This is a genomic window from Nocardia violaceofusca NBRC 14427 (assembly GCF_963869435.1).
GTDB lineage: Bacteria > Actinomycetota > Actinomycetes > Mycobacteriales > Mycobacteriaceae > Nocardia > Nocardia aobensis.
In genome coordinates, this window is the sequence record NZ_CAWMPM010000009.1 from 1 (window position 1) to 22858 (window position 22858).

Genomic DNA, 22858 nt, shown 5'->3' on the forward strand with positions numbered 1-22858 from the left:
CCGGCTCCATGTGACCGCTACATAATTCCGGTACTGTATCGCGCAGGTGAATTGTCGATAATAGCCGTTGTCGGGAAGCTGCTTGCATTTGGAGTTCGGAAGGTTCTTGGGCGTCGAGCGGGTGTCGGGATCGGTCAAGAGCTTGTCATAGGCATCGCGGGCGGAGGATTGACCAGCGGTTCGATACACGATGGCTCCACCGTCGACATTCCGCATTATTCCTTTTCCGAATGCCTGTGCGTTACCTCCGGAATTGAAATCTCGCGACATCAGACTGTAGGCGTCCGAAACCGCGAACCGATCGATATGTGTGGATTCGTAGAGCGCTTTCGCTGCTGCCCTATCGGTTTGAAGTTGCAGAAATCCCCGCTCCTCGTACGTGCCCAGCGATCCGTTACGAGGAAGGTAATACTTGTTCGGATTGATAACCCGTCTCATCATGTCGTCAGGGCCCGGCTCGAGTTTGAGCACTTGCTCGGCTGACAAAGGTGACAGTGAGTCGAGCATCGGCAACTGTTTATCATACGTCTTTTCGACGAGAGCCGTGAGATTGTCCAGTTTTCCGTCCGGGGCCTGCGCGAACGTACTGACTACATACTGACCTCGGGCCACGACCGAGCCGATACTAGGCGTCCCGGGCTGCCAATGGGAATGAGCCTCCGGATACTTCCCCAGACGCACAGATTGGTTTCGGTCGGGTGCTACATCGAAGTCCGCCTTCTCGATCTCGGCGGCAGCGAGATTGGCGCTGTCGCTGCTCGGGAGCTGCATTATGGCGAGAGTGATCAGCGTTGCGGATGGAATAGATTGTCCGGTCGGATCGGGCTCGTGGTCGCTGCTCCCGGAGGCGAAGCCGAACATCGGCTTGTTCCGAAGGGCTGCCGCGGCACCTGCTTTGGACAGTACTCGTTCGAAATCCCAGCTCTTCTCCAAGTTCTGAGCCCCGCTGCCGTACTTCAAACTCGGATCTACGTCGAGGCCGGTTACCATGTGATTCATCAATCGAATTTCCGCCAGCGCCGAGCCGTTCTCTACCGTATGGCTGTACTCCTGATATGTGTCGATGGGTTCGGTCGGATATTGCCCGGTATTCAGATGTCGGACATCGATCTCCCCCGAAACCGGCAATCCGGACTTGATGTCGCCGCAACCCACCACTGTAATCAAAGTGGCAAAGGTGAGAAGCAGGGAGCGCGAGATTTTTCTCATGATATGGCTCGATTCATGACGAGATTCCGCAGCTAGTTCGAGTTCTCCAGAATCGCGTATTGGGCGGATGCCCGCTGGTGAACGTCGATGAGCTGGTTGGAACTGACTTCCGAAACGTACTCGTTGTATCGCAGATAACAGCGAAATCTGAATCTTCCGTAATCATCGCCCCGGTACTCGTAGCATCGAATCCAAGGGAGATTCTTGGGTGAGCCGACCAGTCGGTCGAGCTTCTCCGGCGCGGAGTGCGCAACGAGCAACTTCTGCGCAGAGGCGGCGTCTTTCGCGCGGTACAGCCGACTCCCGTTGCTGGCCATCCATTCCATCCCGGTAGCAGAGAACAATTCTGCATCGGCGCCGGGATCCGATGACATATGGAGGGCGGCGTGCCGGTCGTAAAATCCTGGGGCGTCCTTGGCGCTGTCGGTGGGGGAGCGTCGCAGTGTTCTGCCGAGTATGTTGTCGCGGTCGACCGGCGCTGTCGCGAGTTGCTCGGGGGACGTCGGCGTGAAGCGGTTTATCGCGGGCGTGATGACCGACAGACTTTTGGTGGTCAGCTCGGTCAATTCCGCGCGCGAATCTTCATGCAATTTCTCTTTTGCGCCGTCCGAAACGCTCAAATAGATCACGAATCGGCCGTGTGCGGTGTATGAATGCAGATATTCTTCACCGGGAACCCAGTATGAACGCATGTCGGGATGTCCGTCGATTGTCACGGGCTGAAAATCCATTTCCGGCGATCCATGGATGTGATCCGAAAGCGTACGATCGTACAAAGACTTTGCGGCGCCTGTTGCGGAATCCTGGTCAGTGAACAGGAGTACTGAATATGAAATTGTCTGGGCTATGCCGAGGTCCTTCTCGGACCTACCCCATGTGTAGTAGCCCGCGATGAAGCCTTTCGCGTCGTCATCCAAGTTGTCGGAGTCGATGCCGGCGATCGACGGGTCCAGCCACGCGTGGACGTCGGCATCGGTGACGCCGGTCTGGTACTTGAAACGCGGGTCGATTTCCATAGCGAGGGGAGCGACGCTACCGAGTCTCTGGCCCTCCATAATTCTGGCCCGTGCAGGGTTCGGGCTTCCAACCTTCCCCGGTGACGTGGTGAAACTACCGACGTCGAGGTCGTTGACACCGACGTGTGGAGACGGATCTGTCCGGTCGGGCTTTTCCTGACCGGAGCCGCATGCAGCGCTGAATGCAATGATGACCGCCAGCAGCGTGGCTGTCGACATATTCGGTTTTCGCAATATCCCTCCCCGTACGTTCCTGCATCGCTGCGAATGAAATCGCAGCCTGCGGCACCCTCCTACCGCACGCGGTCATGCAATAGTGGTGCCAGTTTGGTGAGCATGGTCTGCTCGGAATTCGTTCCCCAATTTCGAATCGCCGCAACGGTCGAAGCATCATCGAGTGGAACAACGGTGGCGCGAGAGCTGGTCAACTGGAAGGGCAGCCCCAGTAGTCCACCGCCTCCGGCGCTCTTGTCACTGCGTACCGCGAGAACGTAGCTGTCGTCGGAGAATTTGAATGCGTCGTAGTCCGTGTCCGAAATCGGCCGCGGTGACGGCTCATCCCCCTTCTTCGAATAATTGAGGTTGTACACGAACCCCAGGTCTTCGAGAAATTTCGCCTGCGGCGTGCCGTCCAGGTAGATGGCGAGTTTGTCGTCGTTGGTGACATCGACGATCGTGATGGTTTTGCCCGCGAACGTCGGATTGGCTTCGCGCGCTTGCGCAACCGACGTGTACGACGATGCGGGGGTCGTCGTCGCGGCCGCCGATGCCGACGTCGTCGTCGGACCCGTCCCGCCCGAATTGCCCTGTGTCGCCCAGACTCCGATGCCGGCGGCCAAGGCCACGGCGACCAGTGCGCCGACTCCGCCGAGGATCAGGGGTTTGCGGCTCTTGGGTTTCGGTTCGAGGAGGCGGGAGAGGTCGGGGTCGGGGCGGGGGCCGGTCTGGGTCCGGATTCCGGATTGGGTCTGGTGGGGGAGTGGGGTGCGGGGGTCGGTCTGCGGGCGCGGGTCGAAGACCTGGATGGGGTAGGTCGGGGAGGTGGTGGTGCGGACCGGGGTGTGGCCGGGGGTGAGGGCATTCGCGGCGGCGTCGGTGAGTTCGCGGCAGCTGGCGAAGCGGTCGGCGGGATTTTTCGCCAGGGCACGCGCGAAGACGTGGTCGATCGCGGGTGGGAGGCCGGAGTTGACGGCGGTGGCGCGGGGCGGGGGCTCGTAGAGATGCCCCATCATGACCATCGCGGGTTGGCTTGCGGGGTACGGGTTCTGGCCGGTGATCAGCTTGTAGAACGCGCAGCCCAGGCTGTAGATGTCGGCGCGGCTGTCGACCGCCATGCCCTGAAGTTGTTCCGGCGGAGCGTAGGCGATCGTCGCGACGAAGCTGCCGGTCTGGGTGAGTTCGGTCGCGTCGTCGGTGGATTTGGCGACGCCGAAATCGGTGAGCAGGACACGTTCCTCGTCGTCGTCCTCGGGAACCGACAGCAGGAAGTTCGCGGGTTTGACGTCGCGGTGCAGGAGCCCGCGGCGGTGCGCGTAGTCCAGGCCCTTGCCGACCTCGGTAACAATGCGCAGCGCGCGCAGCGGAGTCATCGAATGCGGGTCGCGGGCCAGTTCGGCCGAGGCGTCGGTGCCGTCGACGTACTGCATGGCGATCCACAACTGGCCGTGCTCTTCACCGCGGTTGTAGACCGACACGATATTCGGATGGTCCAGACCGGCAGCGAGATTGGCCTCGCGTTCGAATCGGCCCCGGAATTCGTGGTTGGACGACAGTTCGCCGCTGAGCACCTTGATGGCGTCCATGCGCGGAAGGCTGGGATGCTTGGCGAGATACACCGTGCCCATCCCGCCGGCGCCCAGCTGGCGAACGATCCGATACCCACCGACGATGGTGCCGGGACTCATCACCATCTGTAACAAACTCCTGGTAGTTCGGCGGGCCGCGTATCGTCGCGGAGCTTACTGGACTTCGAGGTGGGCGGTCGAGTCACGGCTGCCACTGGCTGTTGGCGAACAGGGCGTACTGCGCGGCCGCGCGTTGATGGACATCGACCAGCTGATTCGAGGTCACATAGCCGACGTAATTGCGGTAGGCGACGATGCAGGTGTACCGCTTGGACCCGCCGTCGGCGTTCTTCGTACCGTTCTCTACGCATGCCGAATCCGTCAGCCCGGGAACCGGATCGACGGCGGGGCCGCCGCCCTGGAAGGTGATGCGATCGGTGACAGCCTTTTTCGCCGATGCGGCATCGGCGGCGCGCAATACCAGAGCGTCGGAGGTCTTGGCGAATTCGTCGGCCTTCAGGGCGGCGACGCTTTGCGCGGCGGCTTTGCGATCGGACATGTAGTGCAGAATTCCGTGCGGGCCGAATATGCCGTTGTCGTCGCCGTATTGCGGACGTCCGGACTGGCCGGTGTTGAGCGCCCGGCTGAGCAGGTAGTCCGGATCCCATGGAAGTTTGACCGTGTCCTCGTCGGAGATCGGCTGCAGCCGGTCCAACAGGGGCAATTCGACGTCCAGGGCCTTCTCGGTGAGGGAGGTGAGGCTGTTCAGGTTCGGTGTCGGCGTGAGGGCCAGTACCGACACCACATAGGAGCCGTGCGCGAGGAAGGAGCGGATCGATGGTGTTCCGGGGAGCCAATGTGCGTGCGCATCGGGATATTTCGCGAGCGGCACCGACTGGTTCTGGTCTTTGTGGGCGTTGAAATCGGCGTTGTAGAAATCGGTGGCGGCCCGGGTGGCGCTTGCGGCGTCGTTGAACTGCATGACCGACAGTGCGAGCACGGTGGAGTAGGGCTTCTCGGGTTTCGGCCAGCCGGAGAAACCCCAGCCCGCGTCCTTGTCGCTGGCCGCGGTCGAGAATCCGTACACCATGTGGTCGCGTTTGGCGACGGCCTCCATATCGTCCTCGTTGCCGAGCGCATCGGGCAGGACGCCGGCGGAGAAGCTGCCCGCCTTCTCGCGCTTCGTCAGTGCCGGGTCGACCTGATCCGCGGTCACCACGTACTCGGCGAGGCGCATGCCCGCGGCCTCGGGTGCGTTGACGAAGCCCGGCCGGAAGTCCACGTGGATATCGAGCGGCCGCACGTCGTAGTTGCCGACATCGAGCTTCCGCACGTCTATTTCCGAAGGGCCGGCCCAGCCGCCGATCGTCGCGCCGCATCCGGTCGCCGCCAGGAGCCCGCCGAGGCAGGCCGCGACGGCCGCCGCCCGAACGAATCGTGTACTCATTTCGGCTCCGCCTTCACCAGAATGGCGTACTGGGCCGAAATGCGTTGCTGCGCATCCAGCAACTGCTCCCCCCAGGCCAGCGAGGCATATCTGCCGTAGTACACCGAGCAGTAGAAGCGGACGGCCAACGCCTCCTTGCCGTTGTATTCCCGGCATTTCGCGACCGGAAGATTCCGTGGAGGCGCCGCCTGCTTGAAATGTTTTTCCGCTCCACCCAATTCGTCGCGGACATCCGCGGCGGCCGCGGCATCGCGGGCTCGGTACAGCTCGTTGCCGTAATCGGCGAAGCGGTCGACGCCGTCGCGGTCGTACCAGACCCGGGACTCCCCCGGATCGCTACTGAAATGCAGCCCCGCATGTCCGAGGTAGACCCCTGGCGGGTTGAGCCATTCGCCGGTGGCCTCCTTCGGCCGGATCATGGTCCTGCCGAGCATCCCGTCGATGTCGATCGGGTGGTCCATCAGCTTGTCCGGCGGTGTCGGCTGAAATTTCGCGAGCGCGGGCACGACGGAGTCGAGACTTTTCTGCGCGCGCGAGACGAGCGCCGGGAGATCGACCTTGTTGAACCAGTTCTTGGCCTGGTCGTAGACCGCGGTGAAGAGAACCAGCCGACCCGCCGGATACCAGTCGCTGATCGCTTGTTTGGTCGGCACCCAATGTGCATGCGCCAGCGGGTAATTGGGGATGGCGACCGCTTGGGTCTGCGGATCGCGGCCGAAATCGCGCCGCTCCAGCGCCGCGGCGACCTCGGTCGCGCGCTGCTCGGTCGGGAAGATCATGGCCGCGTTGACCAGCTCACTTCCCAGATTGTCCGGGTCGTCGCGGCCGTAGGAGACGAAGCCGCCGATGAGGTCCGGGGCGTCTTCGGCGAAATTGCTCAGGTCGGTGAAATCCTTCATCACCGACGTCTTCGGATCGAGGAAGACCAGGGTGTCGAGTTTGCCGGTATGGGTGAAGGCCGGGTCGATATCCATCGGCAGCGGCATCGTGCTGCCGAGTCGTTCCGCCTCGTAGAACGCGGCCTGACCGGGATTGGTGGGTTTGCCCATATCTCGCGGCGTGGCGTCGTACGGCCCCACGTCGAGACCGTTGAGATCGATCGTCGGCTCGGCGGCCGGAGCGGGAGTCGGATCAGAGCCGCATCCCGCCGCGGCCAGCGCCAGCGCGGCGACGGCAGCGGCCAGCACGCGCACGGAATTTCGCATAGTCCCCTCCCACAGGCTCCGCGCCGGTGAACACAGGTGCCTGTTCGGCCGACGCTGCGAAGAAGATAGCACCCGTCTCCGACGGGGTGCCTTTCACCGGCGGCGGCACCCGGCATGCGGGTGTCGGTCCGAGCCGGGTGTCACGCCCCCGGGCGCAGATCGCCGACGAACTTCTCGCATACCGCGGCGATGGGCTGCCAGTCGCCGGTGGGGTATTGGCAACCGACGCTGACCTGAAGGCCGGATTCCACCAGAACCTGCCAGCGCACCGTGGTGCCGTCACCGGGAGTTTCCTCGTACGACAGCCCCGGGCGCCCGCCGAAGATCACATTGCGCTGCAGCGGCCCGACGGTGCCGGCCGGGCGCTTGGCGATCTGGGTTTCGAGTGTGGCGGCGACGTCCTCCACGCCGGACCCCGGGGCGAGGTCCTTCTGAAACAGCGAAATGCGTTCGCGCGCACCGTCGTTCGGGGAAATGTCGACTCGGGCGCCGGAGCGATTGGTGATATGCCAGCCCGCCGGGATCACCGCGCCGACCCGTCCGAAGGTTTCGGCAGGTTGTGCGGGCGCCGCGGACGGCGACGCTACGGCGGAGGGGCGCGCCGCGGTGGCTCGGGCCGTCGGCGACTCGCCGCCGGAACGGGTCAGCACGACAGCGGCCGCCACCGCCGCGACAACCACCGCGCCCACAGCGGCGCCGATGAGCAGCGGAGTGCGGCGCTTCGGTGGCGGCGCGGTCGCGGCCGCATGCTCGTGCAGGGAGCCGACCCACGGGGTCTGCGGGGCGAATTGCGCGGGTTCGGCTGCGGCGGGTATCGCGGGCCCGCCCCGGACCAGGTCCACCCCGGACATCGCGCGCAGGTCGACACCGAAACCGTAGCGCCGGGACAGCTCCGCGCGCATCGCGTCGAGCAGCGCGGGTTCGGCGCCGCCGACGACCACGAGATAGCTGGGTTTGCGGCCGCCCAGCAGTCGATCGACGACGTCGACGACGGCCTCCACATCGCGCCCCTCGGCCAGGTCCGCGGAGCCGATCGTCGGCTCGTATTCGCAGGCCTCGATCCAGGTCTCGGTGCCCGAACGGCCGGTCAGGGTGACGGTCGTGGTGAGCGAATTCAGTTCCACCACCGCGATGCGCTGCTGCTGCGAGGTACTCGCGGACAGTCCGGCGACCCGCAATGCCAGCGGTTCGACGCCGATCTCGCCGACCAGACGACGGGCTCCGGCCTCGAGCGCGGCGCGGCGGCGCGTGCCCCACTCCGACGGGCTCACCACCGTGAGCCGTTCACACGCGGTGGGCAGCCGCAGATTGGTCAGCACGGCGCCGAAGATCGCGGCGAAGGCGTCGGCGACGGTCGGCAGCATCGGGACGAAGGCGATGCGGTCGGCCGCGGCCAGCCGTACCACCGAGACCGCGGGGGAGGGCGGCTGAAGTGGTTCTCCCACAACGAGACTCGTGCCGTCGCTGGCGGGGACCACCGAGGGAGCGCCGTCCCAATGGGTGGATTCGCTGCGCGCCCACAATCGGCTGTCGGTCAGTATCAGATCGACCGTGGACATCAGCTCCCCCTTCCAGGCTGGGTCTCGCGGCATAGTACTCCAGCACGGTGACGCGCCCGCGCTGCCCGGGTCCGGTCAGAAGCTGTTGGCCAGCAACGCATACGCCGCGTCGACCCGCTGATCGATATCGTCGCGGCTGTTGGCGTTGACGACCTCCACGTACCGCCGGTAGGGCACATAACAGCGGAATCTGCTGTCCTTCTGCGGATCTCCCGCACTGTTGAGCGCCAGGCATTTGGCCCCGGGCACCGACTCGGGCGCATCCGCCGGCTCGTACTGCTCACCCGAACTGGAGATCAGCCCCTTGATCATGCGTGACCCGGCATCGGCGTCGCGGACGCGCAACACCGAGCTGTTGTCGGCGACGGCGATGGCATCCATGCCGGTGTCGTCGACGAGCCGCTGACGTGTGGTCTCGTCGGAGGAGATATGGACGAATGCCGGTGCGGCATAGACAGCGAAGCGATCGACATCGGGGGTGCGGTTCGAGCGGTCGCGCACCACGGCGCGCGCGAGCAGACCGTCCGGGTCCACCGGTAACGCGTCGAGGCCGCCGGCCGCGGTCGCCTGGAAATGATCGAGTGCCGGTACCTCGGCGTCGAGGGTCTTCTGAACCCAGGCAAGCAGATCGGCCTCCTCGGAACGGGGCCGCTCGATATACAGCGAGATCACGAACTGCTTGTAGGCCATGAAGGTTCCGATGGTCGCAATCCCCGGACGGTAGTGGATATAGGCGTCCGAGTATTTCGGCAGCGCGAGTTTGCGATTGAGATCGGGCGCGACACCGAAGTCGACGTCCTCGAGTTCGCGCGCGGCCTGCCGGGCCGCGGACTCGTCCGGGAAGCGCAACACCAGATCGGTGACCGAGGTCGCCGCGGCGGCGCTGTCCAGCGAGCCTGGTTTGTCGGAACCCGCCGCGACATACGCGACGACCATCTTGTTGCGGTCGAGTACCGGTTTGGAGACCGCGGCCAGCAGGCGGCGGGTGGCATCGGTGCTGTCGGCGACGACACGTCCGCCGGCGCCGATCGTCAGCGACGGGTCGATGCGGACGGCCGGAACGACGGCCTGCGACATCCGCATCCCCTCCGCGAGCGCACCCTTGCTGCCCGCGGTGGCGTCGTAGCTGTGGCGGTCGACCGGATACGGGCCGACGTCGAGGTTGCGGACATCGATCTCGGCCGCGGTCGGGGTTCCCTGCACACCGCAACCGGTCAGCACGGCCAGCACTGCGGCGCACGTGAAAACCAGAGATCTGCGAATCGTTCGGTCCATGGACCGCCCCCCTTCTCCCGGTGCTCTCTCCCGGTTCTCCGCCATCGAAATTACCGGACCGGACCCGGCAGCGGGGACTCATGGACAACGATTGCCTTAACCTTGTCCCTGTGGTGACCGCTGCGCTGATATCGCTCGGAGGCCGATTCCGTTGATGGATCGGCAGGTCGAGGTTGTCGCCGGTAACCATGTCGTCGTACGCGTCGCGGGGGCCGTCGTGGTCGTCGCGCACCGTGGTCGCGGCCGGGTGCACCCCGACGCACCGGCGATGCGGGCCGCGGAGGCGTTGGCGCAGTTGGTGTCCGAGGCCTCCGAGCACGCCCCGCAGGGACCCGGCCGGATCATCGCCCGCGAGGCCACCCGCTGGCTGATACAGGAGGCCGAACAGGTCGACGGCAGCCCGGTCGACCTGGGTATTCTCTCGCGCTCGGATACCGGTGGGGTGGCGATCTTCCTGCACGGGTCCGTCACAGTGGTGCTCGCGGGCGCCCGGGGGGTCGAGTACTACCGCGGCGTGGATGCCGCCTTCACCGTCGACCGCTTCACCGAACCGCCGGCCCGCGCCGCGGCGCTGTTCATCGACGACGAGCGCGGCCGGATTCCGGAACTGCCCGAACGCGGTATCGGCTCGCTGGTGGAAGGCGTGGCGGCCGCCGCGGGGGCGGTGGTGTGGTTCGACGGTGAGCGGACGCGCGCGCGTGATCGTGCCGCCCGGCCCGCCGCGGGTGCGCACCATCGCGCAGAAGATGCTCCCACGTCACAATTGGACGCGCAGCGGCCCGAACCCCAGGTGCCCCCACCGCCGACCCGGCCGGACCGGTCACCGGAAGCCGATGCGCGGCAAGGGACATCACGTCCCGAACCGGCGGAGGATCCTCGCCTGGCCGAAACCCGGTTGCGCGGTACCAATCCCGCGCCCGGCCCCGATCCGGAACTGGAACGCCGGATGGAGGCGACCGCCCGCGCGACCTCGTTGACGGTGCGGGTGATGGGATTCAAATGCGCCCGTGCCCATCCGAGCGATCCACGCTCGGCGTTCTGCACGGTGTGCGGGATGCCGGTCGACCAGACCCAGCAACCGGCCGAGGTCGTCCGGCCGCCGCTGGGCATGCTCGTCCTCGACGACGGAATGACCTATCTGCTCGCGGCCGATGCGGTGATCGGACGGGATCCGGAGAATTCGGAGGCCGCCCAGCGCGGTCTGGTGCCGGTCAAGATCGAGGACTCCTCCGGTGGAATGTCGCGGGCCCACGCCGAGATCCGGCTGATGAACTGGGATATCACCGTCGTGGACCGCGGCTCCACCAACGGCACCCGGGCCCGGCCGGCCGGATATCGCGATTGGATTCGGCTGCAACCGAATCAGCCGATGGTGCTGGCCCAGGGCTCGGAGATCCAGCTCGGCAACCGCGTACTGCGGTTGGAGCCGGCCGCGCCCCCGCCGTTCGGCTGAGCTGATCGACCGAGCGTTCAGGAGTAGCGCGCCTCGCAGATCTCCTGTGTGCCCAGCACACCGGCCCGGAACGCGTCGACCCGGGAGAAGCCACTCGGCACGGTCTTGCCTTCGACGTCGCTGGCCGCCAGTCCATCGCTGAGCAGTCCCGACACCGCCTTGTCGAGATCGCCCGGAGACAGCGCGATATCGCCCTGTCCGGCATCGCGATGCGGATCGGCGAGCCTCGCGGTGATCACGCCCGACAGACAGGCGGCGCGCAGGCCGGTCTTCGCTCCGGTCAACTGCTGATGCGCGTTGCGCTGCACCGCGAGCGCGTAACGCGAGACGAACACGACGTAGGCGTTGTAGTCACCGCCGACGCGGGTCGGAAACCCGTCCTGCTCATCGGTATTCGCCGCACCGCGCTGCGCGAGGGCGGGAATGTCGGTGCCGATGGTGTTGGTCGCGGGGCAGTAGGTGACGGGCACGGTGTCGGCGCCGTTGCTGCAGTGCATGAGGGCGCCGTGATAGTCGTAGGTCGGTTGGGAAGGGATCGGCATGATCGCCGCCATCGCCTTGCTCAACTCCTTGAGACTGTCCTTGGTGATGGCCAATTCGCCGCGATTGACATCGTCGCCGAAGGACTGCGGCAGATTCTTGCGGCGGCGATCGATGTCCTTCATATCGATCGCCTTGCAGCCCTTGGGGCCGTCGGTGAAACCGATCTGCACCGCGGTCACCCGCTCGAAGGCCGAGCCGTGTACCGATTCCGGATCCTCGGGATTGGCGTCCCGGATCGCGACCGTCGCGGCCAGCACGTTGTTGAGGCCGTCGGAGGTGTTGATCGTGAAGTGTGCGGCCTTGTCCTCGGCGACGTGCCGCATGAACGCCCCGGCGAAACAGTCGGCCTGCTGCTCCTTCACGATGACCGGATCCTTGGCGGTGACGATGCGCGACATCGTCTGGATGGCGTGGCCGTATTCGTGCGCGAGCACCATCACCACGGCCATCTTCCCGAAGCTGTCCTGCATCATCGGCAGCAGAACGCCGCGGTCCCAGCCGACGGAATTGTCCAGCCGGCAGTACGCCGCGTTGACCAGGTGATAGGTCGTGTCCTTACAGAACTGCGTCTCCTGTGAGCGCGGCGCCTTCGCGCTCCAGGAATAGAACTTGGTGACGGGGGTGAAGTCGCCCTGGAATTCGTTGTGATACTCAGCGCGCCAATAGCTTTGGATGTCGTCGATGGCATTGAGCGCCAACGTGTCCACCGCGCCCTTGTCGCCACCGGTCGCGGTCAGCGCGGCATCGGGCACGCCGGATCGGGGACCGCTGGGGCCGCTGGTGGTGGGCAGTCCGGCGACCTGGAACGGGTCGTCGTAGATGGATACGGCGTGCCCGCCGGTCGTCATGGTGCAGCCCGCCAGTAGACCGACCGCCAGCACCAGTACGGCGAGGGTCGCCGTCACCGGGCGTTTCGCCATCTCCCCATCCCTCCCCGGGCCGGTAGTCACTGCGTCACCTGCGCCGCCCCCGGCGATCGGGGGCACGTTCGAGCCCCACCGATGTCACGGCCATCGCATATTATCCGGCTCATGTCATTACCGGGGGCGCAGAAGATCACCGTGCGCCATGAGGGAACCGATCGGATCTTCGAAAACACTCAGCAGGTGACCCTGGGCCGCGCGCCCGAGGTGACGGTGTTCGTCGACAGTCCGCTGGTCTCTCGTGTGCACGCGACACTTGGCTGGCAGGGGGGCGCCTGGGTGCTCTCCGACAACGGCAGTACCAATGGGGTTTTCGTGGACGCCCAGCGGATCACGCGGCCCGTGCCGGTGGATCGGCCGATGCTCGTCCGGCTCGGGGACGCGATCACGGGGCCACTGGTTCATCTGCTGCCGGAGGCGCAATTCCGGCCGCCCGCGCCGCCCAACCGGGCGCAGTCACCGGGCCGTGCGCCGAATCCGCCCGCACGGGATTCCGGGCCGCGAGGCGGGGGTCAGTACGGTGGCGGGCAGCACGGTGGGGGACAGCATGGCGGCGGGCAGCAGCGTCGGCAGCCGTCCCATCCCACACCGCAATCCGGGCAGATGCGCCGTCCGGCCGCGCCGCAGCCGCCGTCGCGGCCCGCGCAACGGCCGAATCAGCGCCCGTCCCAACCTATTCCGGCGGCCCATGGCTCGGGCGGTGTGCCGAACGTCAATATGACCACCAAGGCCGACACCTCGGCGCTGCCGCCGGTGCGTGCGCGGGCCTCGACCGCACCGATCGCACGCGCCGACCGCATTCCGGCCGGCGGCCTGACCATCGGCCGCACCAGCGACAACCAGATCGTCGTCAACGATCCGCTCGCCTCGCGCCGGCACGCCCGCCTGGTCAAGAGCGGTGAGGGTCTCGTCCTCGAGGATGTCGGCTCGGCCAACGGCACCTTCGTCAACGGCCGCCGTGAGCAGCGGGTCGCGCTGCGCGAGCGCGATATCGTCACCATCGGCAACGTGGACTTCGTCGTGCAGGAAGGCACGCTGAAGCACCGCAAGAAGCCGGTCACCGAGCAGGGGCTGAGTGTGCACGGCGTCGGATTCGTCGTCGAGGGCAACAAGCAGCTGCTGGTGGACGTCAACATGCAGGCCGGGCGCGGCACCCTGACCGCGCTCATCGGGCCCTCGGGCGCGGGTAAGTCGACACTGTCGAAACTCATTGCGGGAACGACACATCCGTCGGCCGGTGTGGTCACCTTCGAGGGCCGCAACCTGCACGCCGAATACGAGGCCATGCGCAGTCGTATCGGCATGGTGCCGCAGGACGATGTGCTGCACCGGCAGCTGACCGTGCGCCAGGCGCTGGGATTCGCCGCCGAACTGCGGCTGCCGCCGGACTCCTCGAAGGCGGACCGGCAGCAGGTCATCGACGGCGTGCTGAAGGAACTCTCGCTGACCGAACATGCCGATACCCGCGTCGATCGGCTCTCCGGCGGTCAACGCAAGCGCGCCTCCGTGGCGCTGGAACTGCTGACCGGCCCGGCCCTGCTGCTGCTCGACGAACCCACCTCGGGTCTCGACCCGGCGCTGGACCGGCAGGTCATGACCATGCTGCGCGAACTGGCCGACGCCGGGCGCACCGTCATCGTGGTCACCCACTCGGTGGCCTGCCTGGACATGTGCGATCAGGTGCTGCTGCTGGCGCCCGGTGGCAAGACCGCGTTCTGCGGACATCCGGCCGGGGTCGGTGACTTTCTCGGGACGAGCGACTGGGCGGAGATCTTCGCGCGGGTCGCCGCCGAACCGGATCGCGCCTTCGCGAACTACCGGTCCCGGCAGGCGGCGCTGCCGCCCCCACCGCCGGCCGTGCCCCGCGGTGTGATGGGACAGCCGCCGAAATCCAGTGGCCGGAAACAACTGTCGACACTGTCGCGGCGGCAGATCCGGCTGATCCTGGCCGACCGCGGCTACCTCGCCTTCCTCGTGGTCCTCCCGTTCGTGCTGGGTGTGCTGTGCCTGGTCGTGCCGGGAAAGAACGGTTTCGCCGCCGCGCCACCGATTCTCGGGCCGGACGGTCAATTGCATCCGCAACTCACCGGAGGCAGTGAATCCCAGCAGCTGCTGGTCGTTCTCATCCTCGGCGCGTGCTTCATGGGGTCGACGCTGACCGTGCGCGATCTGGTCGGGGAACGCCCTATCTTCCTGCGGGAACGGGCCGTCGGCCTGTTGCCCTCGGCGTATCTGCTGGCGAAGGTGATGGTCTTCGGTGTCGCGGCGCTGCTGCAATCGGCGGTGCTGGTGGCCATCGTGCTGGCCGGGAAGAATCCGCCCGGGAAGGGGGCGCTCATCCCGTCCGGCGGTGTGGAGCTCTACGTCGATATCGCGCTGACCGCGGTGACGTGTGTGGTGGTCGGGTTGTTGTTGTCGACCGTGGCGAAATCGAACGAACAGGTCATGCCGTTGCTGGTGGTCATGATCATGTGCCAGCTCGTGATGGCCGGCGGCATGATTCCGGTGACCGATCGCGTGGTGCTGGAACAGCTTTCGTACGTCTTCCCGTCGCGCTGGGGATTCGCCGGCGGCGCGTCGACCATCGATCTGCGCACCCTGTTCGTCAACGCCCAGCCCGATGCGATCTGGCAGCACACGCCGGGTTTCTGGTTACTCGACGCCGGCATGCTGATCGTGCTCACCGCGGCGCTGTCCACGCTGACGTGGTGGCGTCTGCGGCTGAAGAAGTCGGCCGCGTGAACGGGGCCGATGACGAGCATCGACGCGGAATGCGCGCACTAATCGGACCTGCCCCGAGCGTCCCGGCGCGACAGCAGGCACACTTATGCATGTGACGGCTCGAGTTGGGGCGATACATCTCGGATGGGATGTGGTGTCCGTGGCCGCCGGTGGCGGTGGGACACCGATCCGCCCGGTCCAGGTGGAAGGCACATATACGCCGCCTGCGTATTTGCTGGCGGACAAGTCCGGGCGACTGCACACCGCGGGCGTGGACCGGCAGCGGCCCGATCTGGGTATCGCGGTCTCCGACGTGCGCGACATCCTCGGGCATCAGCAGATTCGCATCGCGGGGGCGACCTGGCCGGCGGAATTGGTGTTCCGTGCCCGGCTCTACAACCCGCTCGCCGCGATCGGCAGCCGGTTGCGCGGTAAGCCCGACGTGGTGGCGCTGCCGTTCCCGGACGACTGGCCCGACGAGAAGGTCGAGGAGTACTGCCGTCTGGTCGAGCAGATGGACGTCCTCACCGACCCGCTGCCGGAATCCGTGGCGCTGTCCGGCTACGTGCGGGCCCTCGGGCTCGTGCAGCCGCCCGCGCAGGGCCGCCGGGGCGTCGGCGCGACCGGCGTCTATTCCGACGGCCGGGTCTGCCTGGTGGTGGCGGTCGACGGGGACGACGAGCAGCCCACCGAATCGGTCGGGGTGCCGATCACCCCGGATTCGATGCGGGATGCCCATTCGGCGGACAACGTCGTCATCGAGGTGATGGCCGCGGCCCGCTCGATCGGCGCCGACACCTCGACGGTGCTGCTCACCGGCAACGTATGTTTCAACGATGCGCTGCGGCTGGCGTTCCAGAACCACCTGGGCGCCCGGCTGCGGGTCGCCGATCATCCGATGCACGCCCTGGTGCTGGGTGCCGCGCATCTGCTCGTCACCGACAGCGAATACGCCGAGGCGGAGCAGGGCCCGGCTCCGGTGACGAATCAGCCGGGGCCGGCGGTGACGAATCAGCCGGGGCCGGCGGTGCCGAATCAGCCGAATCCGGCGGTGCCGAATCAGCCCGGTTCGGCGGTGTCGAATCAGCCGGGTCCGCCGCGACCCGGGCCGATGCAGGCGGCGTCGAATCACAGCATCCCGAATCGCGGTGCCCCGCAATCGGATTCCCGGCTCGGGAACGCGGGCCGGCATGCGTGGCAGGACGCCGGTGCGCCGGAACCCGCCCGCCCGCCCGCCGAACCGCATCGTCGCCCGGAGCCGCCGAATTCGCACGGGGTCGCCGAGGGCCGGCACGCGGCGCGCGACGCCGGGCCCGCATCGAGCCCGCAACCGCTGCCCACCGGCGAGCCGACCACCCGGATGACCCGGGAGGCCGGCCAGTTGGAAAGCAGGTTCACCCGCCCCCCGGCCGGCCCGGTCGATGATCAGCGGACCACCGAATCCGGTGGTCGGTCATCGGCCGGGGAACAACCGGATGATGAGGAACACGCCCACAAGGGCAAGCTGTGGAGCAAGGTCAAGGACAATCTGTTCGGCGCCCCGACGATCGTGGGGGCGGTAGCGCTGGCGGCGCTCGCGATCCACGCCGACGGTGAGGCGGATCACCTGGCCCGGCCGCTTCCCGAACACAGCTCGGCCGCGTCGGCGGCAGCCGGAGCCGCCGGCGCACGGACCGACGGCGCCGCGGCCTTCGACGCACGCTCGCCGGGTGGTGTCGGCGCGGGATCCGATTTCGGCTCGTGGCCGGCCGTGGACAGGGTGTCACGCGCACCCGAGCCGAGCCCGGCCTGTTCGGTCACCCCGAACACCGTCGAGCGCCCGGGGCCGGGTATGCGGACGGTCGCCGACCATCCCTGTGCGCATCTGGCGGTCGACAATCTGCACTACGTCGTCCCGACGGTCCCCGGTACGTTCGACTCGGGCCCGCCGATTCACATCTGACGAGTGCGGAGGCGATTTCGGGACCCCGGACCGGTCCTGGTATCGTCGTCGTTCGGCGTGCGGTACGTCGCGGATTCGTCCGTACCGTCACACGAGCCCCGGGTCTCCACCGGCCGCCGGGATCACTCGACCGTTCGCCTGGCTGGCAGAACATCAACGACAGACAGGGAAGCACTGTGCCTACGTACAGCCCGAAGGCGGGTGACGTGACCCGGCAGTGGTACGTCATCGACGCCACTGACGTAGTGCTCGGCCGCCTTGCCGTGCAGGCAGCGAATCTGCTGCGTGGCAAGAACAAGCCGACCTACGCCCCCAACGTCGATGGTGGCGACTTCGTCATCATCATCAACGCCGACAAGGTTGCCGTCTCCGGCAACAAGCGCGAGGACAAGCTCCTCTACACCCACTCCGGGCACCCCGGTGGCCTGAAGTCCCGGTCTGTCGGGCAGCTGCTCGACACCCGGCCGGAGCGCGTCGTGGAGCGTGCCGTCAAGGGCATGATCCCGAAGAACAAGCTGGGCAACCAGATCGCGCGCAAGTTGAAGGTCTACGGTGGCGCGTCGCATCCGCACGCGGCCCAGCAGCCCGTTCCGTTCGAGATCAAGCAGGTGGCCCAGTGACCGCTCCTGAGGAATTCAACGAGGAATACGTCGAGGACGCCGCCGCGGAGGTCGTCGACGAGGGTGCCGGCTACGACGCCGAGTACACCGAGTCCGAGGGCTTCGCCGCGCCGGTCGTGATCGACCGCCCGGTGCAGACCGTCGGCCGCCGCAAGGAGGCCGTGGTCCGGGTTCGCCTGGTCCCGGGTTCCGGCCAGTTCGTGCTCAACGGCCGCACCATCGAGGACTACTTCCCGAACAAGGTGCACCAGCAGCTGGTGAAGTCCCCGCTGGTCACCGTCGAGCGCACCGAAGCCTTCGATGTGCACGCCCGCCTGGTCGGCGGCGGCCCGTCGGGTCAGGCCGGCGCGCTGCGCCTCGCCATCGCCCGCGCGCTGATCGAGGTCACCCCGGACGACCGTCCCGCCCTGAAGCGGGCCGGCTTCCTGACGCGTGACCCGCGTGCCACCGAGCGTAAGAAGTACGGCCTCAAGAAGGCCCGCAAGGCTCCGCAGTACTCGAAGCGCTGATCTTGCAGCGCGCGGCCGCTCCCACCCGCACCCGCACGGTGTGCCGGTGGGAGCACGGCCGACGCGACCCCGTACGAGAGCAGGCGCCCACTCCCGGGCGCCTGCTCTCGTGCTGTATCGATCGACGGTAGGCCGGGGCGGGCAGCCTGCGTCCGCGACGCGGGGTCTCCGCGCTCACCGCAATTCAACTCGAGGGGCGAGATAGATGGGGCGTTTGTTCGGTACCGACGGAGTCCGCGGCCTTGCCAACGACTCGCTGAGTCCGGAACTGGCACTGCAGATTTCGGCGGCCGCGGCCCAGGTGCTGGGCCGGGGCAGATCGCGCGCGGTGGCGGTGGTCGGCCGCGATCCACGCGCCAGCGGCGAGATGCTGGAGGCCGCGGTGACCGCCGGTCTGACCGCCGCCGGGATGAGTGTGCTCTCGGTCGGGGTCCTGCCGACTCCGGCGGTCGCGTATCTGACCGCCGCCTATGACGCCTGCCTGGGCGTGATGATCTCCGCCTCGCACAACGCCATGCCCGACAACGGCATCAAGATCTTCGCCGCGGGCGGTCACAAACTCGACGACACCGTCGAGGACAAGATCGAGGAACTGGTCCGCGCGAAGAGTTTCGTGCGTCCGACCGGTGCCGGTATCGGGCGGGTGCTCAGCCTCTCCGGCGTCGACGGTCATGTCGAGGACCATTACAGCCTGGCCGGCACCCACGAGCGCTATGTCGAACATCTGGTGGAGGCCACCGGCCGTGATCTGTCCGGCGTCACCGTGGTCGTCGACTGTGCGCACGGCGCGGCCTCCGACGTCGGCCCGGCCGCGTACCGCGAGGCGGGCGCGCGCGTGGTCGCGATCAACGCCGAGCCGAACGGGCTCAACATCAACGAACGGTGCGGGTCCACGCATCTCGAGCATATTCAGCGCGCGGTGCTCGAACACGGCGCCGATCTGGGCCTGGCCCACGACGGCGACGCCGATCGCTGCCTGGCGGTGGACGGTTCCGGTTCCGTGGTCGACGGCGACGCGATCATGGCGATCCTCGCCCTGGCGATGCACGAATCGGGCGAGCTGGTGCAGGACACTCTGGTAGCGACCGTGATGAGCAATCTGGGCCTGCACATCGCGCTCCGCGATGCGGGAATCACCGTGCGCACCACCGCTGTCGGCGATCGCTACGTACTGGAGGAGTTGCGCCGCGGTGGCTACAGCCTGGGCGGTGAGCAGTCCGGACATCTGGTCTTCCCGCGGTACGGCACCACGGGCGACGGGCTGCTGACGGGTCTGAAACTGATGGCCCGGATGGTCGAAACCGGTCGCGGCCTAGCCGATCTGGCGAGCGTCATGACGACCGTGCCGCAGGTTCTGGTCAATGTCCCGGTCGCCGACAAGGCCGCGGTCGCGGCCGCGCCGGAGGTTCGCGAGGCGGTGGCCGAGGCCGAGCGCGCCCTCGGCGACAACGGCCGAGTCCTGTTGCGCCCGAGCGGGACCGAACAGCTGATCCGGGTCATGGTCGAGGCGACCGATTCGCATCGCGCCAAACAACTCGCCGACGATCTCGCCAAATGTGTGGCCGCGGTCTGAGCCGCGGGCACGTCGGGCGGCGCGATGAACGGGGTGCGTACGCCGAGTAGGGGTGCGGCTGTATAGGCCGTTGGCCGAGCGGCGGGCGCGCGGCCACGACGCCGGTGCCCGCGCATCATCGTCCGAATATCGGCTGGTCATCGCGAGTGTCGGCGGGCGGCGGCGGATCCTGAAGGGGGCGTGTGAAGGTCGTCGGCGCGCCGACAGTCCCCGAGATCGGGGCGCGACTGTCGGCTCCGGGAAGTATGGTTGGACGCAGATCATGACGCGACAGCGAAGCTTGATTTCCGTGAGGGGGAACAGTGGACCCGCTGAAGCTTGACAAGTCTCCGACGCTCGACGACGCCGCGAATTCGGCCTCGCCGCCGACCGCCACCGCATCCGCTCCGGATACGGTGCTGCGGGTCGATCCCGCGGCGATGGCGGCCTATACGGCCATCGCGAATACCGTTTCCCAACAACTCGCTTCGGCGGCGTCCGTGACGGCCGGCGCGGTCGATCCGCAGCAGCTGGCCACCGACCTGGGGCTGGTGGGAGCGGACTTCGCCGCCAAATTCGCGGCCGCGGTCGCCGAACACGCGCAGGCGCTGTCCACCGCGGGCAAACTGGTCTCGGCCTACGGGCGTGGGCTGAACACCTATACCGCGGGTGTGCAGGGCACCGACGAGGATTCGGCCGTCGCGATCACCCGCACGGAGTCGCGGTCATGAGGCGGCCGACCGCATTGCGTCGCCGGCCCACCGCCGCGCGTAACGACACCAGCACGCCCGCAACGACATCCGATCCGTCCGTGGATCCGCCGATCGTCGCGACCCTGGTCCGGCCGCTGCTGGACCTGCGTGCCTCACTGGGGACCGGAGTCGCGACGCCCGCCGCGACCATCACCGGCGCTCTGTCCAGCGCGTCCACCCAGGCCGCCGACACCGAGGGACCACACCGCGAGGGCGTCCACGCGCTGGAATCCACCTGGACGGGTCCGGGCTCCGACGCGGCCGTTCCGGCATTGCGCACCACCCAAACTCAGATCGGTGACATCTCCGACCGGGGCCCGGCCTACCTGGGCGTCCTGGCCGACGCCCACGCGACCAGTGCGCGGGCGGCCGGCCGCATGGACCGGATCATCGCCGATTTCCGGCGCGACGCTCGAACCATCCTCGGCAACGCCACCGCCGCGCCGGATACCGACGCGGTGATCAATCGGGCCACCCAGGCGCTGCGCGACGCGATCACCACCGTCACCTCCGCACGCACCGAAATGGACGATCACTCGCGTCGATTGGACGAGATGGGTCCGCTCACGGTCACCACGCCGGCCGGGCTCAACTCCTCGCAGTCGTGGGGAGATACGCCCGCTACGGTCCTGCCCAGCGCCTACGGTGCGGTTCCGGGCCAATACGGCACGGTCCCAGCGCAATACGGTACGGCGCCCGGTCAGCCGATCGATCCGGCGCAGCTGGCGCAGCTGCAACTACAGCAGCTGCTCGTGCAGGCGGGTGTGCAGGTCGGTACCTCGGCCATCAATGCCGGTGTGGATATCGGTACCCACCTGATCGACAAGATCGCCGAGGTCGGTACGCACACCATCGACACGGTGGCCTCCTCGGTCGACCAGGCGATACCGCAGCTGATCAACCCGGACCACGCCACCGGTGACAAGACCAATCCGGCGGGGAATTCCGGAGATTCGGCGAAGCTGTTCGACTTCGGCCCCGGCAAGACGGCTCCCGGAACGACGGGACCGGGCTCGATCATTCCGGGCGCACCCGCACCCGACAAGGCGCCGGCCGACAAGACCCCGGCCGACAAATCCGATCCGCCACCCCCGTCACCGTCGTCCATCCTTCCGCCACCTGCCGACCCGCCGCCGATGCCGAAGCCACCGGCGCCCGTCCCCGCACCCGCACCCGCGCCGGAGCCGGCGCATCCGGGCGGGGTGGCCGGAGGTATGGCCTTGCCGCCGCCGGCCGGCAGCGGACAGGAACACAAACCTCGCGACGGCCAGCTCGGTGTCACCGTGCCGGCGGCCGAGACAACGGTTCCCGCCGCGGTGATCGGCGACTTCGGCGATGACACGGTCTGAGCCGGACCCGCAGCAGGACAACCCGTTCGACCTCGGCCTGCCGATGGTCCGCACTCCCGTCGGTAAGCAGGGCCGCAAGCGGCGGTCGGGCCGGCGAAATCCGAACCGCCCGGCCGCGGCGGCCTATCACAGCGCCGTCGCCGTGCCGCCGGCCCGGCCCGGCCCGGAGTCGGCGGCCTATCCGTCGGGGGAGTGGGAGCAGTGGCTGGAACCCGCGCAGCGCACGCCCGAGCCCGAGCCGGAGGTGGAACCGGAGCCGCGCCGCATCCCGGTCGGGGGACCGCTGACCGATCCGGATCTGGTCGACAAGTCGACGTTGGTTCCGCATATCGTCGACCGCTCGGGCGGTAACCCCGGCCCCGCGCTGCGGCGTCCGCGCCCGCGCCAGGGCGGGCCGCGCCGCGACCACCGTCGCGGTGAAAAGCTGCTGGCCGCAATCACGTTGATCGGTGTGGGCATCGTCGTCGTCTCGGTGGTGCTGACCGTCATCCATACCGGGAAGCGGTCCCAGCCGGTCGCGACCAAACCGCCGATGGTCGCGGCGGTGCCGGTGCCCACCTCGGTGAGTGCGACCCCACCGCCGCCCACGACTACGGCCGCGGCGACCTCGACGATCGCCACCGACGGTTGTGAGCAGCAGCGCACCGCGGAAGTGGTCTCCGGGACCGACCCCGGAGGCACCGCGAGTGGTCCGGACGCCATCCTGGCCTTCGAGCGGGCGTACTACGTTCAGCGTTCGGGGTACGCCGCCCGCGCGGTCGTCGCCGACGACTCGTCGGTGCCGCCGGCCGACCAGATCCAGCGTGGCATCAATCAGGTGCCGGTCGGCACCCGCTACTGCGTGCAGATCACCCGCACCGGCGACGAGGGGCAGTGGGAGGTCCGCCTCACCCAGCAGAAACCGGACGAACAGCCGCATGCGTTCACCCAGATCATCAGCACCCGAGCGGAATCGGGGCGCACGCTGATCACCGGCATCGCGGCGGGCTGAACCACATC

17 protein-coding genes are annotated in these 22858 nt (G+C 67.4%); 9 read left to right on the forward strand and 8 right to left on the reverse strand.

Translation table 11 applies throughout. The features are described 5' to 3' along the window. From AC5592_RS08190 to AC5592_RS08220, 7 genes are all read right to left on the reverse strand, one after another. A partial coding sequence (locus tag AC5592_RS08190; RefSeq protein WP_157121673.1) for a DUF7373 family lipoprotein occupies positions 1-1209 on the reverse strand: 1209 nt, incomplete at its 3' end. A 32-nt stretch (positions 1210-1241) separates the two neighbouring features. After that, a complete protein-coding gene (locus AC5592_RS08195) occupies positions 1242-2444 on the reverse strand; it encodes a DUF7373 family lipoprotein (RefSeq protein ID WP_157121675.1) in 1203 nt (400 codons plus the stop codon). 74 nt (positions 2445-2518) lie between these two features. Beyond that, on the reverse strand, positions 2519-4135 hold the full coding sequence (locus AC5592_RS08200) for a serine/threonine-protein kinase (protein WP_063063860.1): 1617 nt from the start codon (positions 4133-4135) through the stop codon (positions 2519-2521). Between the two features lie 76 nt (positions 4136-4211). Continuing rightward, positions 4212-5456 (reverse strand): DUF7373 family lipoprotein, encoded by a 1245-nt coding sequence (locus AC5592_RS08205; protein WP_036498262.1) that lies wholly within the window; start codon positions 5454-5456, stop codon positions 4212-4214. Further along, a complete protein-coding gene (locus AC5592_RS08210) occupies positions 5453-6661 on the reverse strand; it encodes a DUF7373 family lipoprotein (RefSeq protein WP_063063861.1) in 1209 nt (402 codons plus the stop codon). The genes AC5592_RS08205 and AC5592_RS08210 overlap by 4 nt, the downstream gene beginning before the upstream one ends. Positions 6662-6801: 140 nt before the next feature. Further along, complete coding sequence (locus tag AC5592_RS08215) at positions 6802-8220, reverse strand: type VII secretion-associated protein (protein ID WP_063063862.1); 1419 nt, start codon at positions 8218-8220, stop codon at positions 6802-6804. A gap of 75 nt (positions 8221-8295) precedes the next feature. Continuing rightward, positions 8296-9495, reverse strand: a complete 1200-nt coding sequence (locus tag AC5592_RS08220) for a DUF7373 family lipoprotein (protein WP_036498280.1) — start codon at positions 9493-9495, stop codon at positions 8296-8298. Between the two features lie 154 nt (positions 9496-9649). Here AC5592_RS08220 and AC5592_RS08225 point away from each other — a divergent pair, with 154 nt between their 5' ends. Beyond that, the gene (locus tag AC5592_RS08225) at positions 9650-10948 is read left to right on the forward strand and encodes an FHA domain-containing protein (protein WP_036498281.1); all 1299 of its coding nucleotides are present in this window, start codon (positions 9650-9652) and stop codon (positions 10946-10948) included. Positions 10949-10965: 17 nt separating this feature from the next. Here AC5592_RS08225 and AC5592_RS08230 read toward each other — a convergent pair whose 3' ends face one another. Beyond that, complete coding sequence (locus tag AC5592_RS08230; protein ID WP_036498282.1) at positions 10966-12411, reverse strand: neutral zinc metallopeptidase; 1446 nt, start codon at positions 12409-12411, stop codon at positions 10966-10968. A gap of 111 nt (positions 12412-12522) precedes the next feature. On the opposite strand from AC5592_RS08230, the gene AC5592_RS08235 reads away from it, so the two are divergent. From AC5592_RS08235 to AC5592_RS08270, 8 genes are all read left to right on the forward strand, one after another. After that, complete coding sequence (locus tag AC5592_RS08235; protein ID WP_036498283.1) at positions 12523-15156, forward strand: FHA domain-containing protein; 2634 nt, start codon at positions 12523-12525, stop codon at positions 15154-15156. Positions 15157-15247: 91 nt separating this feature from the next. Beyond that, positions 15248-17077 (forward strand): hypothetical protein, encoded by a 1830-nt coding sequence (locus AC5592_RS08240; protein ID WP_232329260.1) that lies wholly within the window; start codon positions 15248-15250, stop codon positions 17075-17077. A gap of 176 nt (positions 17078-17253) precedes the next feature. Beyond that, positions 17254-17697 carry a 50S ribosomal protein L13 gene (rplM, locus tag AC5592_RS08245; RefSeq protein ID WP_036498285.1) on the forward strand — a complete coding sequence of 148 codons (444 nt, stop codon included), beginning with the start codon at positions 17254-17256 and terminating at the stop codon, positions 17695-17697. After that, the gene (gene rpsI, locus AC5592_RS08250; protein WP_036498286.1) at positions 17694-18206 is read left to right on the forward strand and encodes a 30S ribosomal protein S9; all 513 of its coding nucleotides are present in this window, start codon (positions 17694-17696) and stop codon (positions 18204-18206) included. The genes rplM and rpsI overlap by 4 nt, the downstream gene beginning before the upstream one ends. 205 nt (positions 18207-18411) lie before the next feature. Continuing rightward, positions 18412-19779, forward strand: coding sequence for a phosphoglucosamine mutase (gene glmM / locus AC5592_RS08255; RefSeq protein ID WP_063063864.1), 1368 nt, complete (start codon positions 18412-18414; stop codon positions 19777-19779). A gap of 302 nt (positions 19780-20081) precedes the next feature. Further along, positions 20082-20489, forward strand: coding sequence for a hypothetical protein (locus tag AC5592_RS08260; RefSeq protein WP_232329261.1), 408 nt, complete (start codon positions 20082-20084; stop codon positions 20487-20489). Beyond that, positions 20486-21859: a hypothetical protein gene (locus AC5592_RS08265; RefSeq protein ID WP_036498288.1), complete on the forward strand. Its 1374-nt coding sequence runs from the start codon at positions 20486-20488 to the stop codon at positions 21857-21859. Before AC5592_RS08260 ends, AC5592_RS08265 begins: the two co-directional genes overlap by 4 nt. Beyond that, on the forward strand, positions 21846-22850 hold the full coding sequence (locus AC5592_RS08270) for a DUF8176 domain-containing protein (RefSeq protein WP_051024321.1): 1005 nt from the start codon (positions 21846-21848) through the stop codon (positions 22848-22850). Before AC5592_RS08265 ends, AC5592_RS08270 begins: the two co-directional genes overlap by 14 nt. The last annotated feature ends 8 nt before the right edge of the window (positions 22851-22858 follow it).